This window comes from Diaminobutyricibacter sp. McL0608, assembly GCF_039613825.1.
GTDB lineage: Bacteria > Actinomycetota > Actinomycetes > Actinomycetales > Microbacteriaceae > Diaminobutyricibacter.
On record NZ_CP154826.1, the window covers coordinates 1,190,500 to 1,207,903 of the forward strand.

At 67.5% G+C, this 17,404-nt stretch carries 18 protein-coding genes and 1 tRNA gene; 13 read left to right on the top strand and 6 right to left on the bottom strand.

Features of this window, described 5'->3' with window-relative positions:
* Nucleotides 1-32: 32 nt before the first annotated feature.
* Complete coding sequence (nhaA, locus tag AAYO93_RS05485; protein ID WP_345764001.1) at nt 33-1,190, bottom strand: Na+/H+ antiporter NhaA; 1,158 nt, start codon at nt 1,188-1,190, stop codon at nt 33-35.
* Entirely contained in the window at nt 1,187-1,549 is a 363-nt protein-coding gene (locus AAYO93_RS05490) for a VOC family protein (RefSeq protein WP_345764002.1), read from the bottom strand. Before AAYO93_RS05490 ends, nhaA begins: the two co-directional genes overlap by 4 nt.
* Nucleotides 1,550-1,619: 70 nt before the next feature.
* Between AAYO93_RS05490 and AAYO93_RS05495 the strand changes: the two genes are divergently transcribed.
* Complete coding sequence (locus AAYO93_RS05495) at nt 1,620-2,342, top strand: MazG family protein (protein ID WP_345764003.1); 723 nt, start codon at nt 1,620-1,622, stop codon at nt 2,340-2,342.
* Nucleotides 2,343-2,626: 284 nt separating this feature from the next.
* Here AAYO93_RS05495 and AAYO93_RS05500 read toward each other — a convergent pair whose 3' ends face one another.
* Nucleotides 2,627-3,754: an epoxide hydrolase family protein gene (locus AAYO93_RS05500; RefSeq protein ID WP_345764004.1), complete on the bottom strand. Its 1,128-nt coding sequence runs from the start codon at nt 3,752-3,754 to the stop codon at nt 2,627-2,629.
* Nucleotides 3,755-3,791: 37 nt separating this feature from the next.
* Between AAYO93_RS05500 and hisS the strand changes: the two genes are divergently transcribed.
* The 7 genes from hisS (at nt 3,792) to AAYO93_RS05535 (ending at nt 10,671) form a co-directional block, all read left to right on the top strand.
* Complete coding sequence (gene hisS / locus AAYO93_RS05505; protein ID WP_345764005.1) at nt 3,792-5,084, top strand: histidine--tRNA ligase; 1,293 nt, start codon at nt 3,792-3,794, stop codon at nt 5,082-5,084.
* Between the two features lie 129 nt (nt 5,085-5,213).
* The gene (eno, locus tag AAYO93_RS05510) at nt 5,214-6,494 is read left to right on the top strand and encodes a phosphopyruvate hydratase (protein WP_345764006.1); all 1,281 of its coding nucleotides are present in this window, start codon (nt 5,214-5,216) and stop codon (nt 6,492-6,494) included.
* Between the two features lie 251 nt (nt 6,495-6,745).
* On the top strand, nt 6,746-7,282 hold the full coding sequence (locus AAYO93_RS05515; RefSeq protein ID WP_345764007.1) for an FtsB family cell division protein: 537 nt from the start codon (nt 6,746-6,748) through the stop codon (nt 7,280-7,282).
* A 3-nt stretch (nt 7,283-7,285) separates the two neighbouring features.
* Entirely contained in the window at nt 7,286-7,801 is a 516-nt protein-coding gene (locus AAYO93_RS05520) for a DUF501 domain-containing protein (RefSeq protein WP_345764008.1), read from the top strand.
* A complete protein-coding gene (locus tag AAYO93_RS05525) occupies nt 7,798-9,054 on the top strand; it encodes a S8 family serine peptidase (RefSeq protein ID WP_345764009.1) in 1,257 nt (418 codons plus the stop codon). The genes AAYO93_RS05520 and AAYO93_RS05525 overlap by 4 nt, the downstream gene beginning before the upstream one ends.
* 38 nt (nt 9,055-9,092) lie before the next feature.
* Nucleotides 9,093-10,514: an NAD(P)/FAD-dependent oxidoreductase gene (locus tag AAYO93_RS05530; protein WP_345764010.1), complete on the top strand. Its 1,422-nt coding sequence runs from the start codon at nt 9,093-9,095 to the stop codon at nt 10,512-10,514.
* A gap of 83 nt (nt 10,515-10,597) precedes the next feature.
* Nucleotides 10,598-10,671, top strand: a tRNA-Leu gene (locus tag AAYO93_RS05535).
* A gap of 438 nt (nt 10,672-11,109) precedes the next feature.
* Here the strand turns inward: AAYO93_RS05535 and AAYO93_RS05540 are convergent.
* Entirely contained in the window at nt 11,110-11,442 is a 333-nt protein-coding gene (locus tag AAYO93_RS05540; RefSeq protein WP_345764011.1) for a hypothetical protein, read from the bottom strand.
* 79 nt (nt 11,443-11,521) lie between these two features.
* Between AAYO93_RS05540 and AAYO93_RS05545 the strand changes: the two genes are divergently transcribed.
* Nucleotides 11,522-12,499, top strand: a complete 978-nt coding sequence (locus AAYO93_RS05545; RefSeq protein ID WP_345764012.1) for an alpha/beta hydrolase family protein — start codon at nt 11,522-11,524, stop codon at nt 12,497-12,499.
* Between the two features lie 198 nt (nt 12,500-12,697).
* Nucleotides 12,698-13,096: a peptidoglycan-binding domain-containing protein gene (locus tag AAYO93_RS05550; protein ID WP_345764013.1), complete on the top strand. Its 399-nt coding sequence runs from the start codon at nt 12,698-12,700 to the stop codon at nt 13,094-13,096.
* 11 nt (nt 13,097-13,107) lie between these two features.
* On the opposite strand, the gene AAYO93_RS05555 is transcribed toward AAYO93_RS05550, so the two are convergent.
* On the bottom strand, nt 13,108-13,407 hold the full coding sequence (locus tag AAYO93_RS05555; RefSeq protein ID WP_345764014.1) for a hypothetical protein: 300 nt from the start codon (nt 13,405-13,407) through the stop codon (nt 13,108-13,110).
* 64 nt (nt 13,408-13,471) lie between these two features.
* On the opposite strand from AAYO93_RS05555, the gene AAYO93_RS05560 reads away from it, so the two are divergent.
* The 3 genes from AAYO93_RS05560 to AAYO93_RS05570 all read left to right on the top strand — a co-directional run bounded on the left by AAYO93_RS05560 (nt 13,472) and on the right by AAYO93_RS05570 (nt 15,251).
* Entirely contained in the window at nt 13,472-14,089 is a 618-nt protein-coding gene (locus tag AAYO93_RS05560) for a hypothetical protein (RefSeq protein WP_345764015.1), read from the top strand.
* A 215-nt stretch (nt 14,090-14,304) separates the two neighbouring features.
* Nucleotides 14,305-14,673, top strand: coding sequence for a VOC family protein (locus AAYO93_RS05565; RefSeq protein ID WP_345764016.1), 369 nt, complete (start codon nt 14,305-14,307; stop codon nt 14,671-14,673).
* A 200-nt stretch (nt 14,674-14,873) separates the two neighbouring features.
* Nucleotides 14,874-15,251, top strand: a complete 378-nt coding sequence (locus tag AAYO93_RS05570; protein ID WP_345764820.1) for a YchJ family protein — start codon at nt 14,874-14,876, stop codon at nt 15,249-15,251.
* Here AAYO93_RS05570 and AAYO93_RS05575 read toward each other — a convergent pair.
* Complete coding sequence (locus tag AAYO93_RS05575; RefSeq protein WP_345764017.1) at nt 15,248-17,299, bottom strand: hypothetical protein; 2,052 nt, start codon at nt 17,297-17,299, stop codon at nt 15,248-15,250. The genes AAYO93_RS05570 and AAYO93_RS05575 overlap by 4 nt on opposite strands.
* Between the last annotated feature and the right edge of the window lie 105 nt (nt 17,300-17,404).

Consider the following 17,404-nt stretch of genomic DNA (forward strand, 5'->3'; position numbering starts at 1 on the left):
GATGATACAGATCTGAAGGTGCCAGAAGAGGTTCAGCCCGCCGGGGCGGGGTGCGGATGCTCGCGACGGTACTTGCGCGCGAGTCGGCTGACGAGCAGGGCCGCGATGACGATCGAGATGCCCGACCCGATCAGCACCGCGAGCGTTCCCTCATCCCGCACCTCGGAATGCGCGGCGAACGCGAGTTCGTTCATCAGCAGTGACACCGTGAAGCCGATGCCGCCGAGCGCGGAGACCATCACCAGTCCCTCGAACGAGATCTTTCCGCGATCGGCGCGGCGTTTGGTGAAGGAGCCCAGCCAGCCGCCGACGGTGATTCCGATCAGCTTGCCGACCGGGAGTGCGACCAGGATGCCCCAGAACGCCGGTGCGAGCTGCGAGGGGGCGACCTGCGGGATCGGCACGAGGGCCGCCGAGAAGGCGAAAAGGGGGAGGATCACGCCGTTCGACCACGGCTCGAGGTGATGCGTGACGCGACCGGCCGGCTTGCGGGCCATCACCAGGCCGAGGGCCACACCGGCGATCGTCGCGTGCACGCCGGAGTCCTGCACGAGCCACCAGCTGAGGCAGGCGAGCAGCACCATCAGGACGCCGATCGGAACACGCATCACCCCGCGAAGGTACCGGCTGAGCAACCCGAAGAGTCCGACGGTCACCACGGCCAGCCCGAGTTCCACGAGGTTCGGATTCGTCGTGAAGAACAGCGCGATGATGAGGATCGCGATCAGGTCGTCGAGCACAGCGAGGGCGAGGAGGAACACGCGCAGCCGGTTCGGGAGACCGCGGCCGAAGACGGCGAGCACGCCCAGCGCGAAGGCGATGTCCGTCGCGGTCGGGATCGGCCATCCCTCTCCATAGCCGGAGGAGCCCGCGATCAGCAGGTAGACGCCGGCGGGAACGATGACGCCGCCGATCGCGGCGATCGCCGGATGGATGGCCTTCTGCAGGCTGTTGAGTTCGCCGACGACGAGCTCGTGCTTGAGCTCGACTGCGACGATGAAGAAGAAGATCGCGAGGAGTCCGTCGCTGATCCAGTGCCCGACCGTGAGTTGGGTGCCCGGCCAGCCGATCTTGGTGTGCTGCAGATCGGCGAGCGCCGGCCCCACCGCCGTGTTGGCCAGCAGGAGGCCGAGCGCGGCTGCGCCGAGCAGCAGCCCGGCCGCGGTCCGTTCGGAGCGGATCAGGCTCACAGCGGAGCCACCAGGCAGAGGATGTGGCCGTCGGCATCCCGGATGACCGACTGCCGCTCACCCCATTCCTGGTCTGCGGGTTCGTCCACGATCGTGGCTCCCGCCTCGACGGCGGCCTCGGTGGCCGCATCGACGTCCGCGACGACGAAACTGGGGGCGATGCCCGAATCGCCCGACGTGGGCATGCGTTCGTGCAGCAGGACCTCGACGGCGCTGCCGACCGGCTCGTTGTTCGTCGCGAGCATGACCAGGCCGTCGACGTCGTACCGCCGGGTCAGGCCGATCACGCCCTCGTAGAGCGCAAGAGCGCGGGGGAGCTGCTCGACCGAGATGGTGAGTCTTGCGATTCGGGTTCCCATGAGATCAGGCTAGTCGTCCGGCGTTCTCGAGCCACGGTGAGAGGATGGCTATGCACGTATTGGAGGGCCCATGACCGACCTCAGCTTCTCATCCTCGGCAGCGACCGGAGTGCCGACCGAACTCGATGAGCTGGTCGCCGTGATGGCCAGGCTCCGGGCGCCGGGCGGGTGTCCCTGGGATGCGGACCAGACGCACGAATCGCTGGTCCAGTACCTGATCGAAGAGACCTACGAACTCGTCGAGGCGATCGAAACGGGAAACCGCGACGACATGCTCGAAGAGCTGGGCGATGTGCTCTACCAGGTGCTGTTCCACGCCGACATCGCGGCGCACACCCCGGGTGAGGATTTCGACATCCAGGATGTCGCGGCCCAGATGACGGCCAAGATGGTGGGCCGGCATCCGCACGTGTTCGGCGACCGAGTCGCGAAGACGCCGGATGACGTGATGGAGTTCTGGGACGACCTCAAACGTCGCGAGAAGCCGGGCCGCACCAGCGTGCTCGACGGCATTCCGCAGGCGATGCCCTCGCTGGCGCTCGCCGACAAGCTGCTGGGCCGCGCCGAGAAGGTCGGCCTCATCGAACTCGAGGGTGCGGGCGGCGTGCAGGTCGCGTCGGAGGACGAGCTGGGTGCGCTGCTGCTCGCGATCGTAGCGTCTGCGAAGTCGAACGGACTGGATGCGGAGCGCGCACTGCGGACCACACTGCGAGGTCTGCAGGAGGAGATCCGTGAGCAGGAGGCCGGCGCCGCCGACGCGGGGATCATCGGGCTGGCAGTCCCGGAGGCGTAGGCGGGCCGACCGCGCCGGCGCGACCGACTACGGGGGCTGTGGCCGACGACGCGATCGCCGGGTGGGCACCCTCGACCATTCGGGTGAGAGCGGAACCGCACTCCTGGTGTCCGGCAACCGTGTCGTCGTCCTGTGTCTGGCAGCGAGCACCGCCCGTGGTCGGGTCGGGATGCGACTCATGCCAGGTCCTCTGGGACACCACCGAAGCCGGCAGGTACCGGCCATCAGGGTGGCAACACGGGTAGTTTACGACGGGTGCCGCGACTGCGCGAGGCGAATTCCGCTCATCCGAGCAGACGACCGAAGAACGCTCGAATCGCGTCCGCCGCTTCGTCCGGATGCTCGAGTCCCGCGAAATGGCCGCCCTTCGGTGCGACCACGAACTCGCGCAGGTCATCGGCCGCCCGCTCGGCCAGAGAACGCGGGAATCCGTCCATCACCGGCTCCCGACTCAGGTACACCCCGAGTGGTGCTTCGATCGGAGGACGCGGGGGATTGGCGTGGTAGTCGAAGTACTGCGCGAACGAGGTCCCGATGCTCTCGGTGACCCAGTAGCGCGTCGCGATGGTGAGCAGCGCATCCGCTTCGACCACGCTGCCGAGTTCGCCATCCACCCAGTCGTGCCATTTGTCGACGATCCAGGCGAGCAGCCCGGCGGGGGAGTCCCCGAGAGCGGCGGCGATGGTGTCGGGGCGCGTGAGCATGATCTCGCTGTAGCCGCCGTCGGCGCGGTCGTAGCGGTCCACCCCCTCGAGGAAGGCCCTCTCCTCGTCGCCGCGGGGCGCGTCGTCGGCCGGGAACGGTGCGTTCAGCAGCTGGATGCCGATGAGGCGGTCCGCATGATCGACCGCGAGCCAGGTCGCCGCGCCGCCTCCGATGTCCCCGCCGAACGCCGCATACCGGTCGTAGCCGAGCACGCCCGTCATGAGCTCGTGCAGGTCCTCCGCGATCTGCCAGCGGGTCAGCGGGCGGTCGCCGAGTTCGGAGAAGACGAAGCCGGGCAGCGAGGGGATGATGACATCGAACGCGATGCGCGCATCCGAACCGAAGGCGGCCGGGCTGGCGAGCCGTTCGCCGAGCGGCAGGTACTCAGTGAAGGCGCTCGGCCAGCCGTGCAGCAGGAGCAGCGGTACGCGCTGGTCTGCGGAGCCCGAGGCCGGGATGCGCACGAAATGGATGCGGTGGCCGCGCACATCGGCGAGGAACTGCTCGTAGGCGTTCAGCCTGTTCTCCGTCGCGCGCCAGTCGAACGCGGCCCACGCGGCGGCGAGGTCCCGAAGGACGGCCGGATCCATGCCACCGCCCCATGGTGACGTTCCCAGCGGCGGGACGAACCTCGTCCTTTCGAGCCGCAGCCGCAGATCGTCGAGCACATCATCGGACACCTGGATGCGGAACGGTTCGATAGTCATCGCAGCCACCGTACCCGCCCGTGGAAGAATCGTCACCATGGCTTCTCCGATCACTCCGCCCCGCGGCATGCGCGATTTCCTCCCCGCCGACAAAGCCCGCCGTGAGCACGCCCTCGGGGTCATCCGCACGAGCTTCGCGGCCCATGGATTCGACGAGATCGAGACACCGGTCGTCGAGGACGTCGCGCGGCTCCACTCGGGTCTCGGCGGCGACAACGAGAAGCTCGCGTTCAGCGTCCTGCGACGCGGACTCGACACCGAGGACCTCACGGCCGCGATCGAGCACGGCGACCTGATGAGCCTCGCCGACCTTGGGTTGAGGTTCGACCTCACTGTGCCGCTCGCCCGGTTCTACGCCACCCACCGCGCAGAGCTCCCGCCGGTCTTCCGCGCAATCCAGATCGCGCCGGTCTGGCGAGCAGAGCGGCCGCAGAAGGGCCGCTACCGGCAGTTCGTGCAGTGCGACATCGACATCATCGGCGAAGCCGGCCAGCTCGCCGAGGTCGAGCTCATCACGGCGACCGCCGCCGCGCTCGAGGCACTGGGTCTCGAAGGCTGCACCATCCGTATCAACGACCGGCGCATCCTGAACGGCCTCCTCGAGTTCTGCGGGTTCGAGGAGTCGCGCTGGCCGCAGGTGCTCATCTCGATCGACAAGCTGGACAAGATCGGCGCGGAGGGTGTCGTCGCCGAGTTGAGCGCGGACGGTGCAGACTCGGCCGCAGTGCTGGGCGGCGTGCTCGAAACCCTGGAACCGCACATCGCCGACGGGGGAGTCGCGCTGACGGTCGAGGCGATCACGTCGATCCTGCCCGACGGCATCGACACCGACGCCGTCGCCCAGCTCGAGGCGCTCGCGCACGCGCTCGGCTCGCTGCCGCCCGGCGTGAAGCTGCGGTTCGACCCGACCCTGGTGCGGGGTATGGGGTACTACACCGGCACGATCTTCGAGATCTCGCACCCGGGTTCCGGGAGTTCGGTCGGCGGTGGCGGCCGCTACGACGGGATGATCGGGCGCTTCCTCGGCACGGACGTGCCGGCGTGCGGGTTCTCGATCGGGTTCGAACGGGTCGTCGACCTGATCGACCTTCCCGAGTCGGATGGTGCCGATTCCGTCGTTCTCGTCTTCGAGCCCACCGTGGCATTGTCCCGGCTCCTGGCGCTCAAGACGGAGCTCGTGGATGCTGGCCGCCGCGTGCGCCTGGAGCGTCGCACTAAGAACCTGAAGGCTCTGCTGGACCGGTCTGCGGCGGCAGGGTTCGCATCCTTCGCCTTCGTGACCGACGACACCGACGGTGTGGCCGCACTCGAGTTCAAGCCGCTCGCGTAGCGTCGCGCCGGCTCGCGCCGCCTCGCGCCGCTCGCGCTTCGGATGCGTTTCTGCGGGGTCACTAGACTGGCCAGCGGATCAACGGAGATTTCACCACCCCCCACCACACCGTGAAACAAGGAGACAGTTGTGGCTCAAATCGAGGCAGTAGGCGCTCGGGAGATTCTGGATTCGCGTGGAAACCCGACCGTCGAGGTCGAGATCCTGCTCGAAGATGGCACGGTCAGCCGTGCCGCAGTGCCGTCCGGCGCATCGACCGGCGCATTCGAGGCGTACGAACTTCGTGACGGCGACAAGGACCGCTACCAGGGCAAAGGCGTGCTCAAGGCGGTCGACGCCGTCCTCGACGAGATCGGCCCGGCGATCGAAGGATTCGAGGCCGCCGACCAGCGCCTCGTCGACTCGGCGATGATCGAGCTCGACGGCACGGACAACAAGAAGCGCCTGGGCGCCAACGCCATCCTCGGCGTCAGCCTCGCGGTTGCGAAGGCCGCGGCCGACTCGGCCGACCTTCCCCTGTTCCGGTACCTGGGCGGACCGAACGCGCACACACTGCCGGTGCCGATGATGAACATCATCAACGGTGGGGCGCACGCGGACACCGGTGTCGACATCCAGGAGTTCATGATCCTGCCCGTCGGCGCTGAGAGCTTCTCCGAGGCACTCCGCTGGGGCGTCGAGACGTACCACTCGCTCAAGTCGCTTCTCAAGAAGAAGGGCCTGAACACCGGGCTCGGCGACGAGGGCGGCTTCGCTCCCGAGCTCGAGACCAACGTCGCAGCGCTCGACCTGATCTCCGAAGCCATCCAGCTCGCCGGCTTCACCGTCGGAACCGACATCGCCCTCGGACTCGACGTCGCATCGACGGAGTTCTTCGAGAACGGCGTCTACCGCTTCGAACGCCAGGAGCGCACGGCCGCCGAGATGTCGGCCTACTACGCGACGCTCGCTGCGAACTACCCGCTGGTCTCCATCGAGGACCCGCTGGCCGAAGACGACTGGGAGGGCTGGACGCTCCTCAACTCCGAGATCGGTTCGAAGCTGCAGCTGGTCGGCGACGACCTGTTCGTCACCAACCCGAAGCGCCTCGCGCAGGGCATCGCCTCGAAGGCGGCGAACAGCATCCTCATCAAGGTGAACCAGATCGGCACCCTGACCGAGACGCTGGATGCGGTCACCCTGGCCCAGCGCAACGGCATGACCGCCGTGCTCTCGCACCGCTCCGGCGAGACCGAGGACACGACCATCGCCGACCTCGCCGTCGCCACGGATGCGGGCCAGATCAAGACGGGCGCGCCCGCGCGCTCCGAGCGCGTCGCGAAGTACAACCAGCTGCTCCGCATCGAGGAGGAGCTGGGCGAGGCCGCGGTCTACGCCGGCCGCAGCGCCTTCCCGCGCTTCACCGCGTAGCCACTCGTTTCAGGCAGGGCCCCCGTCGCAAGATGGGGGCCTTTGCCGTTCGACCATCCGATTCGCGCAGTGAGTTGGCAGTAGTTGTCGTCGAGCGCGATTCGAGGCGACAACGACTGCCAAGTGGCCAGGATGGGTGCGCGCTTCGAGGCTCGCGCCGACGCGCATCCGAAATCCAGCCGCCGTCGCCGATAATGAAAGACGCGGAAGTCCGTATACCCAGCCCGCATCGGCACGACTTTGGAGGTCCCGTGTCCAAGCCCCGAACCCGCCGTGTGCCCGTCGCGATGGCGGCCGGGCAGTCCGGCGCGGGCAGCTGGCTGAGGGGCATCCGTTTCTCCGGATTCTCGCTCGTGATGATGGGACTGCTGATCGTCGCGGTGGTCATTCTGGCCCCGACGCTTCGATCGCTGATCGAACAGCGACAGCAGATCGCCGACCAGCAGGCGACAGTCGACCAACTGAAATCGCAGGTCAGCGACCTCAAATCGCAGCGGGCGCGCTGGAACGACCCCAGCTACATCCGCTCCCAGGCTCGGGATCGCCTCTACTACGTCATGCCGGGCGAGATCAGCTACCTCGTGATCGACGACCGTCCGCCGGCTGCGAAAGCAGCGGAGCAGGGCCCGATCAGCACAAAGATCCAGGCGACGAAGTCCGATTGGGTAGGCTCGCTGTTCGGCTCGTTCATGACGGCCGGGCTGAGCGACGCCACCCCCGCACAGCTTTCCGGGAGGGGCGGCACCACCCCGCCGACACCGACTCCCACTCCGACACCAGGTAAGTAACGCATGACAACCCCACCTTTCGAGCCCGCCACCGAGCGGGACATCGCAACCGTCTCGGCTCAGCTCGGCCGTCCCGCGCGCAACGTCGTCGGCATCGCCGCCCGCTGCGTCTGTGGCGCGCCGACCGTCGTCGCCACCGCGCCCCGGCTCGATGACGGAACCCCGTTCCCCACGCTCTACTACCTGAGCCACCCCGCTGCCACGGCCGCGCTGTCGTACCTCGAGGCGACCCAGGTGATGAACGAGTTCAACGAACTGCTCGAGAACGAGGAAGAGCTGCGCGCCCACTATGCGGATGCGCACACCGCCTACCTCGCGGACCGCGAGTCCATTGCCGTCGTGCCCGAGATCGCGGGCATCTCGGCCGGCGGGATGCCCGCCCGCGTCAAATGCCTTCACGCACTCGGCGCACACGCGCTCGCGGCCGGCCCCGGCGTCAATCCGATCGGCGATCTCGCCCTGGAGCGCGCGAACTGGTCGCCCTCCATCTGCGAGTGCCTCGACTATTCGGTCGGATGATCCGGGCGGGTCGCGCCCTCGTCGCGCTGGCAGTCGGTGTCGCCCTCGCTCTGGGCGGTGCCACCGTCGCCCATGCCGACCAGGTGCGCAGCCTCGAATACTGGCTGAACGATTACGGCATCTCACAGGCCTGGTCGGCCTCGCGCGGTGCAGGAGTGAAGGTCGCGATCATCGACACGGGTGTCGACGGGACCGTCCCCGACCTGCGGGGGGCCGTCGTCGGCGGCACTGATGTCTCTGGTATCGGCTCTCCGAACGGCCAGAAGCCGTTGGGTTCCAGCGACGAGTCCGGGCACGGCACCTGGGTCGCATCCCTTCTCGCCGGTCGCGGGACCGGTGGTGACAAAGGCGTGATCGGTGTCGCGCCCGACGCATCCATTCTCACCGTCTCCGTCGCTCTCGGGTCGTCGCCTTCGAGCGTGAGCAGCGACGACCAGATAGCGGATGGGGTGCGCTGGGCCGTCGACAACGGCGCCAAGGTGATCAACATGTCCCTCACTCGCAACACCCTCGACTGGCCCGAATCGTGGGACACCGCCTTCCAGTACGCGTTCGCCCACGACGTCGTGATCGTCGCCGCGGCAGGGAACCGGGGGAGCGGGACCACCGAGGTCGGGGCACCGGCGACCATCCCGGGAGTACTGACCGTCGCCGGCGTCGACCGCAACGGGAAGGCCAGCTTCGACGCATCGTCGCAGGGGATCACCATCGGAGTGTCCGCGCCGAGTGAACAGCTCGTCGGGGCGAACCCAGGCGCCGGGTACGTGCAATGGGAGGGCACGAGCGGGGCGGCACCGCTGGTGGCCGGTGCGGTCGCTCTCGTCAGGGCTGCGCATCCGGAGCTCAACGCGGCGAACGTCATCAACAGGATCATCTCGACGGCCCGACCGGTCGGATCGGTGCCGAGCCCCATCTATGGATACGGTCTGCTGAACGCCTACGCGGCCGTCACCGCGAACGTCGCACCGGTCGTCGCGAACCCCATGGGCGACCTGGGACAGTGGATCCACATCCATCGTCGGGCCCAGTCGACGACACCCTCGCAGGGCGGGCAGGCTCCCGTTCCGACCAGCACTCCACGCGCGCTCCCACCCGACCGGACCGTCGCGATCGGGCAGCTAGTGGTGCCCGGATGGGATGCGCTCACCCTGTTCTGGATTCCCTTCACACTGCTCGCAGGATTCATCGTTCTCGTTGCGCTCGGCGTAACAGGGGCGGTCCTGCATTTCAGGCGAGCGGGTCGCAGGGGGTAGATTGTCTCCATACTTTCGTCTTGAGGAGACCGTTCACTGTGCCCAAAATCCTGATCGTCGGCGGCGGCTATGCCGGGTTCTACACCGCATGGAAGCTTGAGAAGTGGCTGCGCAACGGCGAGGCCGAGGTCACGATGGTCGACCCGCTCCCGTACATGACGTACCAGCCTTTCCTTCCCGAGGTCGCGGTCGGGTCGATCGAGCCGCGGCACGCGGTCGTCGCGCACCGTCGTCACCTCAAGAAGACGCACGTCGTCAGCGGCAAGGTCACCTACATCGACCACGCGAACAAGACCGCGACCGTCGAGCCTCCGGTGGGCGAGCCGTGGCAGCAGGAGTACGACATCGTCGTGGTGACCGCGGGTGCTGTTTCGCGCACCTTCCCGATCCCGGGTGTCGCCGACCAGGCCATCGGCCTCAAGAACATCGAAGAGGCGATCGCCATCCGCGACCGCGTCCTCACCAACTTCGACAAGGCGGCGAACCTGCCGGCCGGTCCCGAACGCGACCGGCTCCTCACCTTCGTCGTGGTCGGTGGCGGCTTCGCCGGCATCGAGATCTTCGCGGAGCTCCGGTCGTTCGCGAGCGCGCTGCTCAAGTTCTACCCGCAGCTGTCGTTCGATGACACGCACTTCCACCTCATCGAAGCGATGGGCCGAATCATGCCCGAGGTCTCGCTGCCTACCAGCCACTGGGTGATCAAGAACCTCGCCCAGCGCGGCGCCGAGATCCACCTCGACACGCAGCTCTCGAGCGCGGTCGACGGCGTGATCGAACTCTCCACCGGCGAGAAGTTCGAGACCGACTTGATCGTGTGGACCGCGGGCGTCATGGCGAACCCGAGCATCGTGCGTCACACCGACCTCCCGATCGAGGAGCGCGGCCGTCTCCAGGTTCGCGCAGATCTGCGCGTCGGAACCGAAGACGACATCATCAAGGACGCCTGGGGTGCCGGCGACATCTGCGCCGTGCCCGACCTCACCGGCGGCGGCGTCGGCGGCTACACGGTCCCGAACGCGCAGCACGCCGTCCGTCAGGGCAAGCTGCTCGCGAAGAACCTCGTCGCAGATATGCGCGGTGAGCTTCCGAAGCAGTACTTCCACAAGAACCTGGGTGCGGTCGCCGGTCTCGGCATCGGCGTCGGCGTGTTCCAGTCGGGAAAGATCGCGGTCAAGGGCTTCATCGCCTGGCTGATGCACCGCGGCTACCACGGCCTGGCAATGCCCAGCTGGGAGCGCAAGTTCCGCGTGTTCTGGGGCTGGGTGAACAACTTCCTCCTCGGCCGCGACATCGTCTCGCTCGTTGCGGCGCAGCACCCGCGCTCCGCGTTCGAAGAGTTCGCCGCTCGTCCTCGCCCGGCCGTTGAGGCCGCGCCAGCCGCGGAGCCGAAGGCCGTCAAGGCACCGGCACGCTCGCGTGCGAAGGCGGCTCAGCCTGCCGAGGTGCCGGCAGCGAAGTAGTTTTCACGCGAGGGCCCGGGCCGACTCAGTCGCCCGGGCCTTTCGCATGTCCCGATCGTGACGATCGATAGCATTGACGACGGGCCCCCATAGCCCAATTGGCAGAGGCAGGCGACTTAAAATCGCCCGAGTGTGGGTTCGAGTCCCACTGGGGGTACTTCGAGCTTCCCTTGCGAATCAGCTGTCCACGGGCGGCAGGCTACCCAGCGACTGGGACCAGACGACCAGAGCCGAACACTGACGACCGCGAGATCGGGGCGACCCACAAGTGGGGTCAATGGAATGCCGTCCGCTCCGGCGAGCAGGGCCTCGTCGTTCAGGACCTCGACGAAATAGCGCACTTGGCGGCGAGGATGCGTTTGGCGGCTCACCACTATCGGAACGGCCACCGTGGCGAGCAGACCGAGAATCGCAACAACCAACTGCCCTGGATCGTTCATCGCTGCAGCTTCCGTCGCACGCGATCATCGTCAACGCACGCGGCAAGGCGCCCCGTAGCTGAGGTTTGGACGGTGTTCGTCGTTGTGACATGCTCCCGCCAACGACCGCCACCTGTCAACGAGCGGCGCCCGACCGAAAGCGTTCTGGCCGGGGGCTATTCGGCGTTAAGCGCCGTAAGGAGCTGGCTCAGCTCGACTGCGTTGCCGTCGAATTCGAGGTTGGATCCGTCGTCGAATTGGAACACTACGGTTGCGCGCGCGTCAAAAGGATTGAACTCGAAACTTTGGACGCCTGTCGCGGGCCTGATCTCGTTGCGCGGTGTGGAGCTCTCCGTCTCGTGAAAGCCGATCCAGTTGTGGCTGATTCCGAGCCAGCCGATTGCTCTCAGTGTTCCGTCCTTGATGAGGTTCACTCCCACGGCGTCTGCGATGAGCATTTCGCCTGAGGGCAGGACGTCAAGCACGTAGTGCGCGTGGGGATCGGTCATGCCCGAACTCTAGCGGTGAGTGTTTCTCATAATCCACTGTCGAGGTAAAGTACGTGCCTTCCGCTGCGAGGATGGAGGCATGCCTGAATCTGTCGACGTTTCGTGGGAACTGGACGGGATCCGGATGGAGGGTACCGTCGTTCGCCCCGACGGTGACGGCCCATTCCCCGCGGTCGTCCTGGTGGCGGGCAGCGGCCCGACGGACCGGGACTGGTGTTCGCCGATGCTGCCAGGCAGCAATGGCAGCGGTCGCCTGTTCGCCGAGGCGTTCGCGGACGCGGGCATGGCATCCATCCGCTACGACAAGCGGGCATCGGGCCCGCACGTCATGGAGAACGTCCCGAAGCTCATCGGTAAATTGAGCATGCAGTCCCATCTCGACGAGCTGGTCGCCGCCGTCACCGCGCTCACCGAGCAGGACTTCGTCGACGCCTCACGAATCGTCGGGCTCGGTAACAGTGAGGGCACCATCCATGTGCTCCACTACGTCACCAGTGTTCAGGATGTTCCGTTCGCGGGAGCGGTCCTCGCGGCACCACCCGGTCGCCCGATTCAGACCGTGCTGCTCTCGCAGCTGGCGCTCCAGGCGACACAGTTCCCCGGCGGTGAGCAACTGATGCCGAAGGTCGAGGAAGCTGTCGCGCGCTACTCGGCCGGTCAGCCCATGAACCCCGATCCGAGCCTTCCCGACACGGTGAGGATGGTGCTCGCCAGCTTCGAGACCCCGGCGAACCTCCCGTTCGCTCGCGAGTTGTGGGTCGAGTCGGCGAGCGATTCTCTCGCGCTGGTGGGGATCCCGACTCTGGTCCTGATCGGCGGCAGGGATGTTCAGATCGATCTGCACGCTGACGGGGATCCGCTCCAGCGCGTCGCGCAGGGGATGAACAACGTGACCTTCGCGTTCCCGCCCAACGCGAACCATGTGTTCAAGGAGGACACGCGGACCCCGGATGAGGTCGCCGCGTCGCCGGGGAACGGCTACAACGATCCGGGCACGCATCTCGATCCGGAGAGCCTGGACACGATCCTCGGCTGGCTCCGCTCCGTCTTCGACTAGCTGCGACCGCCCATTGTCGCCGGAGTAGACCGCGAGTAGGGTTTGTCCCGCGACGACGCGACAGTCGGCCGCGTCCGCAGAGGGAAGCGGGTGGGGATCGTGGCAAATCCAGGACAACCGACAATCCAGCAGGGCTCGACGGGGAGCGCCGTCAGGCGGCTGCAGCGGGCGCTTCGCCGAACACCGAATCTCTCCCTCGTGGTGGACGGAGTTTTCGGGCCGGCCACTCATGCCGCGGTGGTCGACTTCCAGCAGGGCAATCCGCCGCTGGTGGTCGACGGAATCGTGGGGCCGCATACCTGGGCCAAGTTGCCTGACGGCGGACCCATGCCCGTCCTCTCCCTGACCTCGTCGGGAAATGTGGTGAAGAGCCTGCAGACGGTGCTGACGAACGGCGCCTCCCAGTGGGGAAACGTGACACCTCAGGGAATCGACGGTATTTTCGGCCCGCACACCGAGGCGTCGGTCATGGCGTTCCAGACGTGGGGGCACGTCATCATCGACGGGGTCGTCGGCGACCAGACGTGGAGCGTCTCGCTCCATGCGGCATCCGCAACCCTCGAATCGGAGGTCGGACTGCAGTACGTGATCGGGTGAGCTGCGGCGCCCTAGTGGCGGTTGAGCAGACCGAGGCCCAGGTAGAAGACCCAGAGCGTCTCGAAGTAGAAGAGGACTCCGGCCCAGAAGATCACCAGGTCGGGGAACCGCGTGGAACTGCCGATCGCACGGGCGCGCTTGGCGACGAGGCTGGCACCGATCATCCCGAACAGCGGAAGGAAGATGCTGAGCACGGCCATCAGGGTGCTGGCGGTGCTGAGGCCGCCGGTGAGCGGCGCCGCGGGTGCCTCGGTGACGGCGTCGGCTTCGTGCGCGTCGGTCGGGTGCAGGTCAGTCGTCGTTGCGGCCATAAGAGACAGTTTAGGGCCAGAGACACGCTGTGCTGGACGGGCTCAATGATGGTACCTTGGTAACATGGTAACAATTGATCGAGTCCAGACCGGCGTCCGGATCGAACGCCGGATCCTCAAGACTGCGAAGGCGCTCGCCGAGGCGCTCGACATTCCGCTGGGTGAACTGCTCGAGGGCGTGCTGCTCCACTCCTTCGAGGGCAAGGCTCCGTTCAGCGAGGCCATAATCCACAAGATCGAAGCGCTGAAGTCCGTCTACGACCTCGACCTCACCAGCGCGGATGCGCACCACCTCGACGAGCCGTCGGCCGACGATGAGCTCGAAGACTTCTACGCGGGCCGGATTCGCACTGCAGGTTTTGCCCACGGCGACCATCTGCGTATGGCTTTCCTCGCGCTGAACAGGGATTCCTTTCCCGTGGCGTTCGAGCGATACTCCGAGGGCATCCGCCGGCTCGCCGTTCACGCCGGACGGCCCGAGAAATACAACCAGACGATCACCGGCGCGTTCCTGTCGGTGATCGCAGAACGCCTGTCCGAGCATCCGCAGACCGACTTCGGAGTCTTCATCGAGGCCAATCCCGACCTGCTCGACAAAGCGCTGCTCGACCAGTACTACACGCCGGAACGGCTCGCGTCAGCGCAGGCGAAGTCGATCTACCTGCTTCCCGACCGCAGCTGACCGACAGATCGGTCAGGGACGCTGCTTGCGGTACGGAGCTTTGATGAGTGCGACCAGGCAGGCGATCGCGAGTGTTCCGCCGCCGAGGATCACCAACCAGATGAATGCTTCGAGCCAACCTTCCATGACCAAACGCTACACCCGAGGCTGAACGCTCCCGCAGAGCCCGCGGCCGAGACTTTCGTGCGCCTTGACGGCGGGCGGATACTGGGGAGATGCTACGGGTCGGATCGATCGTGTGGGGTGTGCGAGACGTGCCGTCCGCGATCCGGTTCTGGTCGGAGGCCCTCGACTACAGGCCGCGCGACGAGCCTTCGGACGACTGGGCGATCCTGACACCGCGTGAGGGACACGGGCCGCAGTTCGCGATCACCCAGGTCTCGTCGATCGCCGGCACGCACCAGCGTCATCATCTCGACCTGTACGCGTTCGACCAGGCGGAGGAGGTCGAGCGTCTCGTCGGCATCGGAGCGACCCGGGTCGTCTGGGATTACGAACCGGACGCCGACTACGTCGTTCTCGCCGACCCCGACGGCAACCGCTTCTGCGTCGTCCAGGCGGGCGAGCTGGCCAACCATCTGTGAGCACGCTCAGCCAGGCCGCAGCCCGCTCTCACGCACGCGCGGTACAACTCTTCTGACGCCAGTATGCAGCGGTGTCCACAGTCCCGGTCGCGACTCCGACGATCCCCCGACGGTCGTCGCGGCCGGGGCCTCCCATGTCCGGCCGGAATCCGCCGGGTTAGGGTCGTCAGGTGACCACCGCCGACGCCGATGCCCGACCCATGCGGTGCCCGTGCCTGAGCGGCGACAGCTACGAGGCGTGCTGTGGACCGGTTCACCGCGGCGAAGTGGAGGCTCCGACAGCGGAGCGCCTGATGCGGTCACGGTTCTCGGCGTTCGCGCTCGGGGACGCCGACTACCTGCTCGCGTCCTGGCACACCTCGACCAGGCCGGCGAACCTCGAACTGGACCCGGGGCTCCGCTGGTACCGGCTCGACGTCGTCGGGACGTCGCGTGGGGGCATTCTCGACTCGGTCGGCACCGTCCGGTTCCGCGCGTATTACAAAGGGGACGCGGTCGGCGTGCAGGAGGAGGACAGCCGGTTCGTCCGTGAGGGCCGCCGCTGGTTCTACGTGGACGGCGTGGCGGCGAACGGTTAGGACTGTCGCGCCGGCTCGACGAATCGTTCCCACAGCCAGACGGACACGCTGAGGGCCGCGAACGCGACCACTCCGACGACGAGAACGAGGGAGACGTTTCCGGCGGTCCACAGGCGGGCTACGGGGAGCAGCAGCGCGAACAGCACGGTGTAGACCGCCAGGCTGAGCGCGCCCCAGACCCGGCGTGACCACAGGAAGATCGCGCGACCGGCGAACCCGCCGACGGGAAGGAGGCTGATCGCCGCAGAACCCAGGGCGAGGAGGGTGATGGCATCGGCCAGCTCGGTTCCGAACGCGGTGAGCGGGTCGGATGGATCGGGGAGCGGCCCGAGCGTGAGCCACGCGAGCACTCCGATCCCGGCCAGGCCGGCCACCTGCGCTGCCGCCAGGCGCCCGCTCGCCACGCGCGAGAGGGCGGGGGTGACGATCACGCCGACGAGCAGCCCGAAGAGCACGGCAGGATGCAGACCGAGCAGCCGGGAGCCGATGGCGGCCACCGCGACGAGCAGGAGGCTCCGTGGCAGGAATTCGATCTTCGGGCGGCTGCCGGTCAGATGCGTGGATGCGATCCAGGGGACCACGAGCCAGGCGACGTTCACGACGACGAGCGCGAGGAGCACAGCGACGAGCACGCGCAGGTAGGTGACGAAATCGTCCACCGGGCTCGAGAGGGTGATCAGCGCGGCCGCGGCGACGTAGGCCGATCCGGTGAGAAGCCGGCGCTGCGCGAGGCCGGATGGATGCGCATCCGCATCGTCCGTGTCGACAATGGGGTGAGGCGTGTTCCGGCCGAATACGCGCGGCCGTTCACCGCCGGGATGTTCGGCACGTGCGCGCGCCAGCGTGGAGGCGAGCAGTCGTGCGGGGAGTGCCAGCAGGAGGAGGGCGGCCGCAGCGAGCAGGAGGGAGCGGAGCCAGCCGGGGATGGCACCCGGAGAGATGGTCGGAGGCGTCGCGCTGGTGAACTGCGAGGCCCCTGACCAGGTCTCGAGACCACCGTGGGTCGCGTGCGGGGCACGCGCAGACGGCGTCGGCGTTCCGCTCGACGACGGGGGAGCGGGAAGTGCGGCGCTTCCCGGCGTGCTCGAGGAGGCCGACGGGGAGGGGGCCTGGCTCGGTGACGACGTCGCCGCTGTCGCGGCGAAGGTCACCGTGACGGCTGCGCTCGCCGGGCTCACGTTGCCGGCCGGGTCGGTCTGCAGAGCCGAGACGGTGTATCGGCCGGGGGCGAGCATCCCACTGCAATTCCAGGCACCCTGCGCAACCAGTGCGCGGCAGGCTACGGACGACCCGGCGTCGTCGCCCCCGTAGACGGTGATCCGCGCGCCGCTTTCACCGGTTCCCCGGAAGGTCGCCGCGCCTCCGAGCGGAACTGTCGTGTTCGGCGCCGGAGAGAAGAGTCCCGGGCGCGCCGGCGCCGAGGAGTCGATCGTGAGGTCGACCGGCGTGCTCGACCGGGAACTGGTCGCCGAGTACGGCGCCGTCTGGGTCGCCGAAGCGGCGTACGTCCCTGATGGCGGCGGCCCGCTCAGTACGCACGCCCATGATCCCCCCGAATCGACGGGGAACGAACAGGTCGCTCCGCCCGAGGTCGTGACGGTGACCGTCGCGCCGGGGTAGCCGGTTCCGTGGACGCCACCGCTGGTGAGAAAGCCGTTCGAACCGCCGGCGATGGTCGGCGGGGAGAGTACGGCGACGTTGACACTGTCGGCCAGATCGGTGTCTCCCGCGACGACGGCGCTGATGATGACGTCAGGCCCGTCGCTGAGTGACGGGACGGTGCACGACCAGGCCGATGCGGTGTCGACCGTCGCCTCGCAGGCGGGCCCGTGCGCATCGACGAAGACCTGGATGCGGTCGCCGGGACCGCCCGTGCCGCTGACGTCGACGCTTCCGGCCGTCACGAGCGTTCCGGCTGTGGGGGAGGCGATGGTGGGCGCGCCTGGCGATGGGGTTGCGGTCGGCGAGGCGGTCGCGGATGCGGGCGCGGTGGCCGTGGCGAGCGCGAGTCCCAGGATGATGGCACTCAGTGCGAGCCCGGCTGCCACAGCAGACCGGACGGGTCGAACGTTAATACTTGGAAACCTGCGCACTCTACCCCCATCTACCCCCATTTCAGGTGTCATCGACGCGGATGTCAAACCGACGGGCGG

What these genes read in the sequence shown, in the direction of transcription:
- AAYO93_RS05490 (WP_345764002.1), bottom strand. Translation starts at nt 1,549, where the DNA reads ATGGGAACCCGAATCGCAAGACTCACCATCTCGGTCGAGCAGCTCCCC.
- AAYO93_RS05495 (WP_345764003.1), top strand. Translation starts at nt 1,620, where the DNA reads ATGACCGACCTCAGCTTCTCATCCTCGGCAGCGACCGGAGTGCCGACC.
- AAYO93_RS05500 (WP_345764004.1), bottom strand. Translation starts at nt 3,754, where the DNA reads ATGACTATCGAACCGTTCCGCATCCAGGTGTCCGATGATGTGCTCGAC.
- hisS (WP_345764005.1), top strand. Translation starts at nt 3,792, where the DNA reads ATGGCTTCTCCGATCACTCCGCCCCGCGGCATGCGCGATTTCCTCCCC.
- AAYO93_RS05520 (WP_345764008.1), top strand. Translation starts at nt 7,286, where the DNA reads ATGACAACCCCACCTTTCGAGCCCGCCACCGAGCGGGACATCGCAACC.
- AAYO93_RS05525 (WP_345764009.1), top strand. Translation starts at nt 7,798, where the DNA reads ATGATCCGGGCGGGTCGCGCCCTCGTCGCGCTGGCAGTCGGTGTCGCC.
- AAYO93_RS05540 (WP_345764011.1), bottom strand. Translation starts at nt 11,442, where the DNA reads ATGACCGATCCCCACGCGCACTACGTGCTTGACGTCCTGCCCTCAGGC.
- AAYO93_RS05545 (WP_345764012.1), top strand. Translation starts at nt 11,522, where the DNA reads ATGCCTGAATCTGTCGACGTTTCGTGGGAACTGGACGGGATCCGGATG.
- AAYO93_RS05555 (WP_345764014.1), bottom strand. Translation starts at nt 13,407, where the DNA reads ATGGCCGCAACGACGACTGACCTGCACCCGACCGACGCGCACGAAGCC.
- AAYO93_RS05560 (WP_345764015.1), top strand. Translation starts at nt 13,472, where the DNA reads ATGGTAACAATTGATCGAGTCCAGACCGGCGTCCGGATCGAACGCCGG.
- AAYO93_RS05565 (WP_345764016.1), top strand. Translation starts at nt 14,305, where the DNA reads ATGCTACGGGTCGGATCGATCGTGTGGGGTGTGCGAGACGTGCCGTCC.
- AAYO93_RS05570 (WP_345764820.1), top strand. Translation starts at nt 14,874, where the DNA reads ATGCGGTGCCCGTGCCTGAGCGGCGACAGCTACGAGGCGTGCTGTGGA.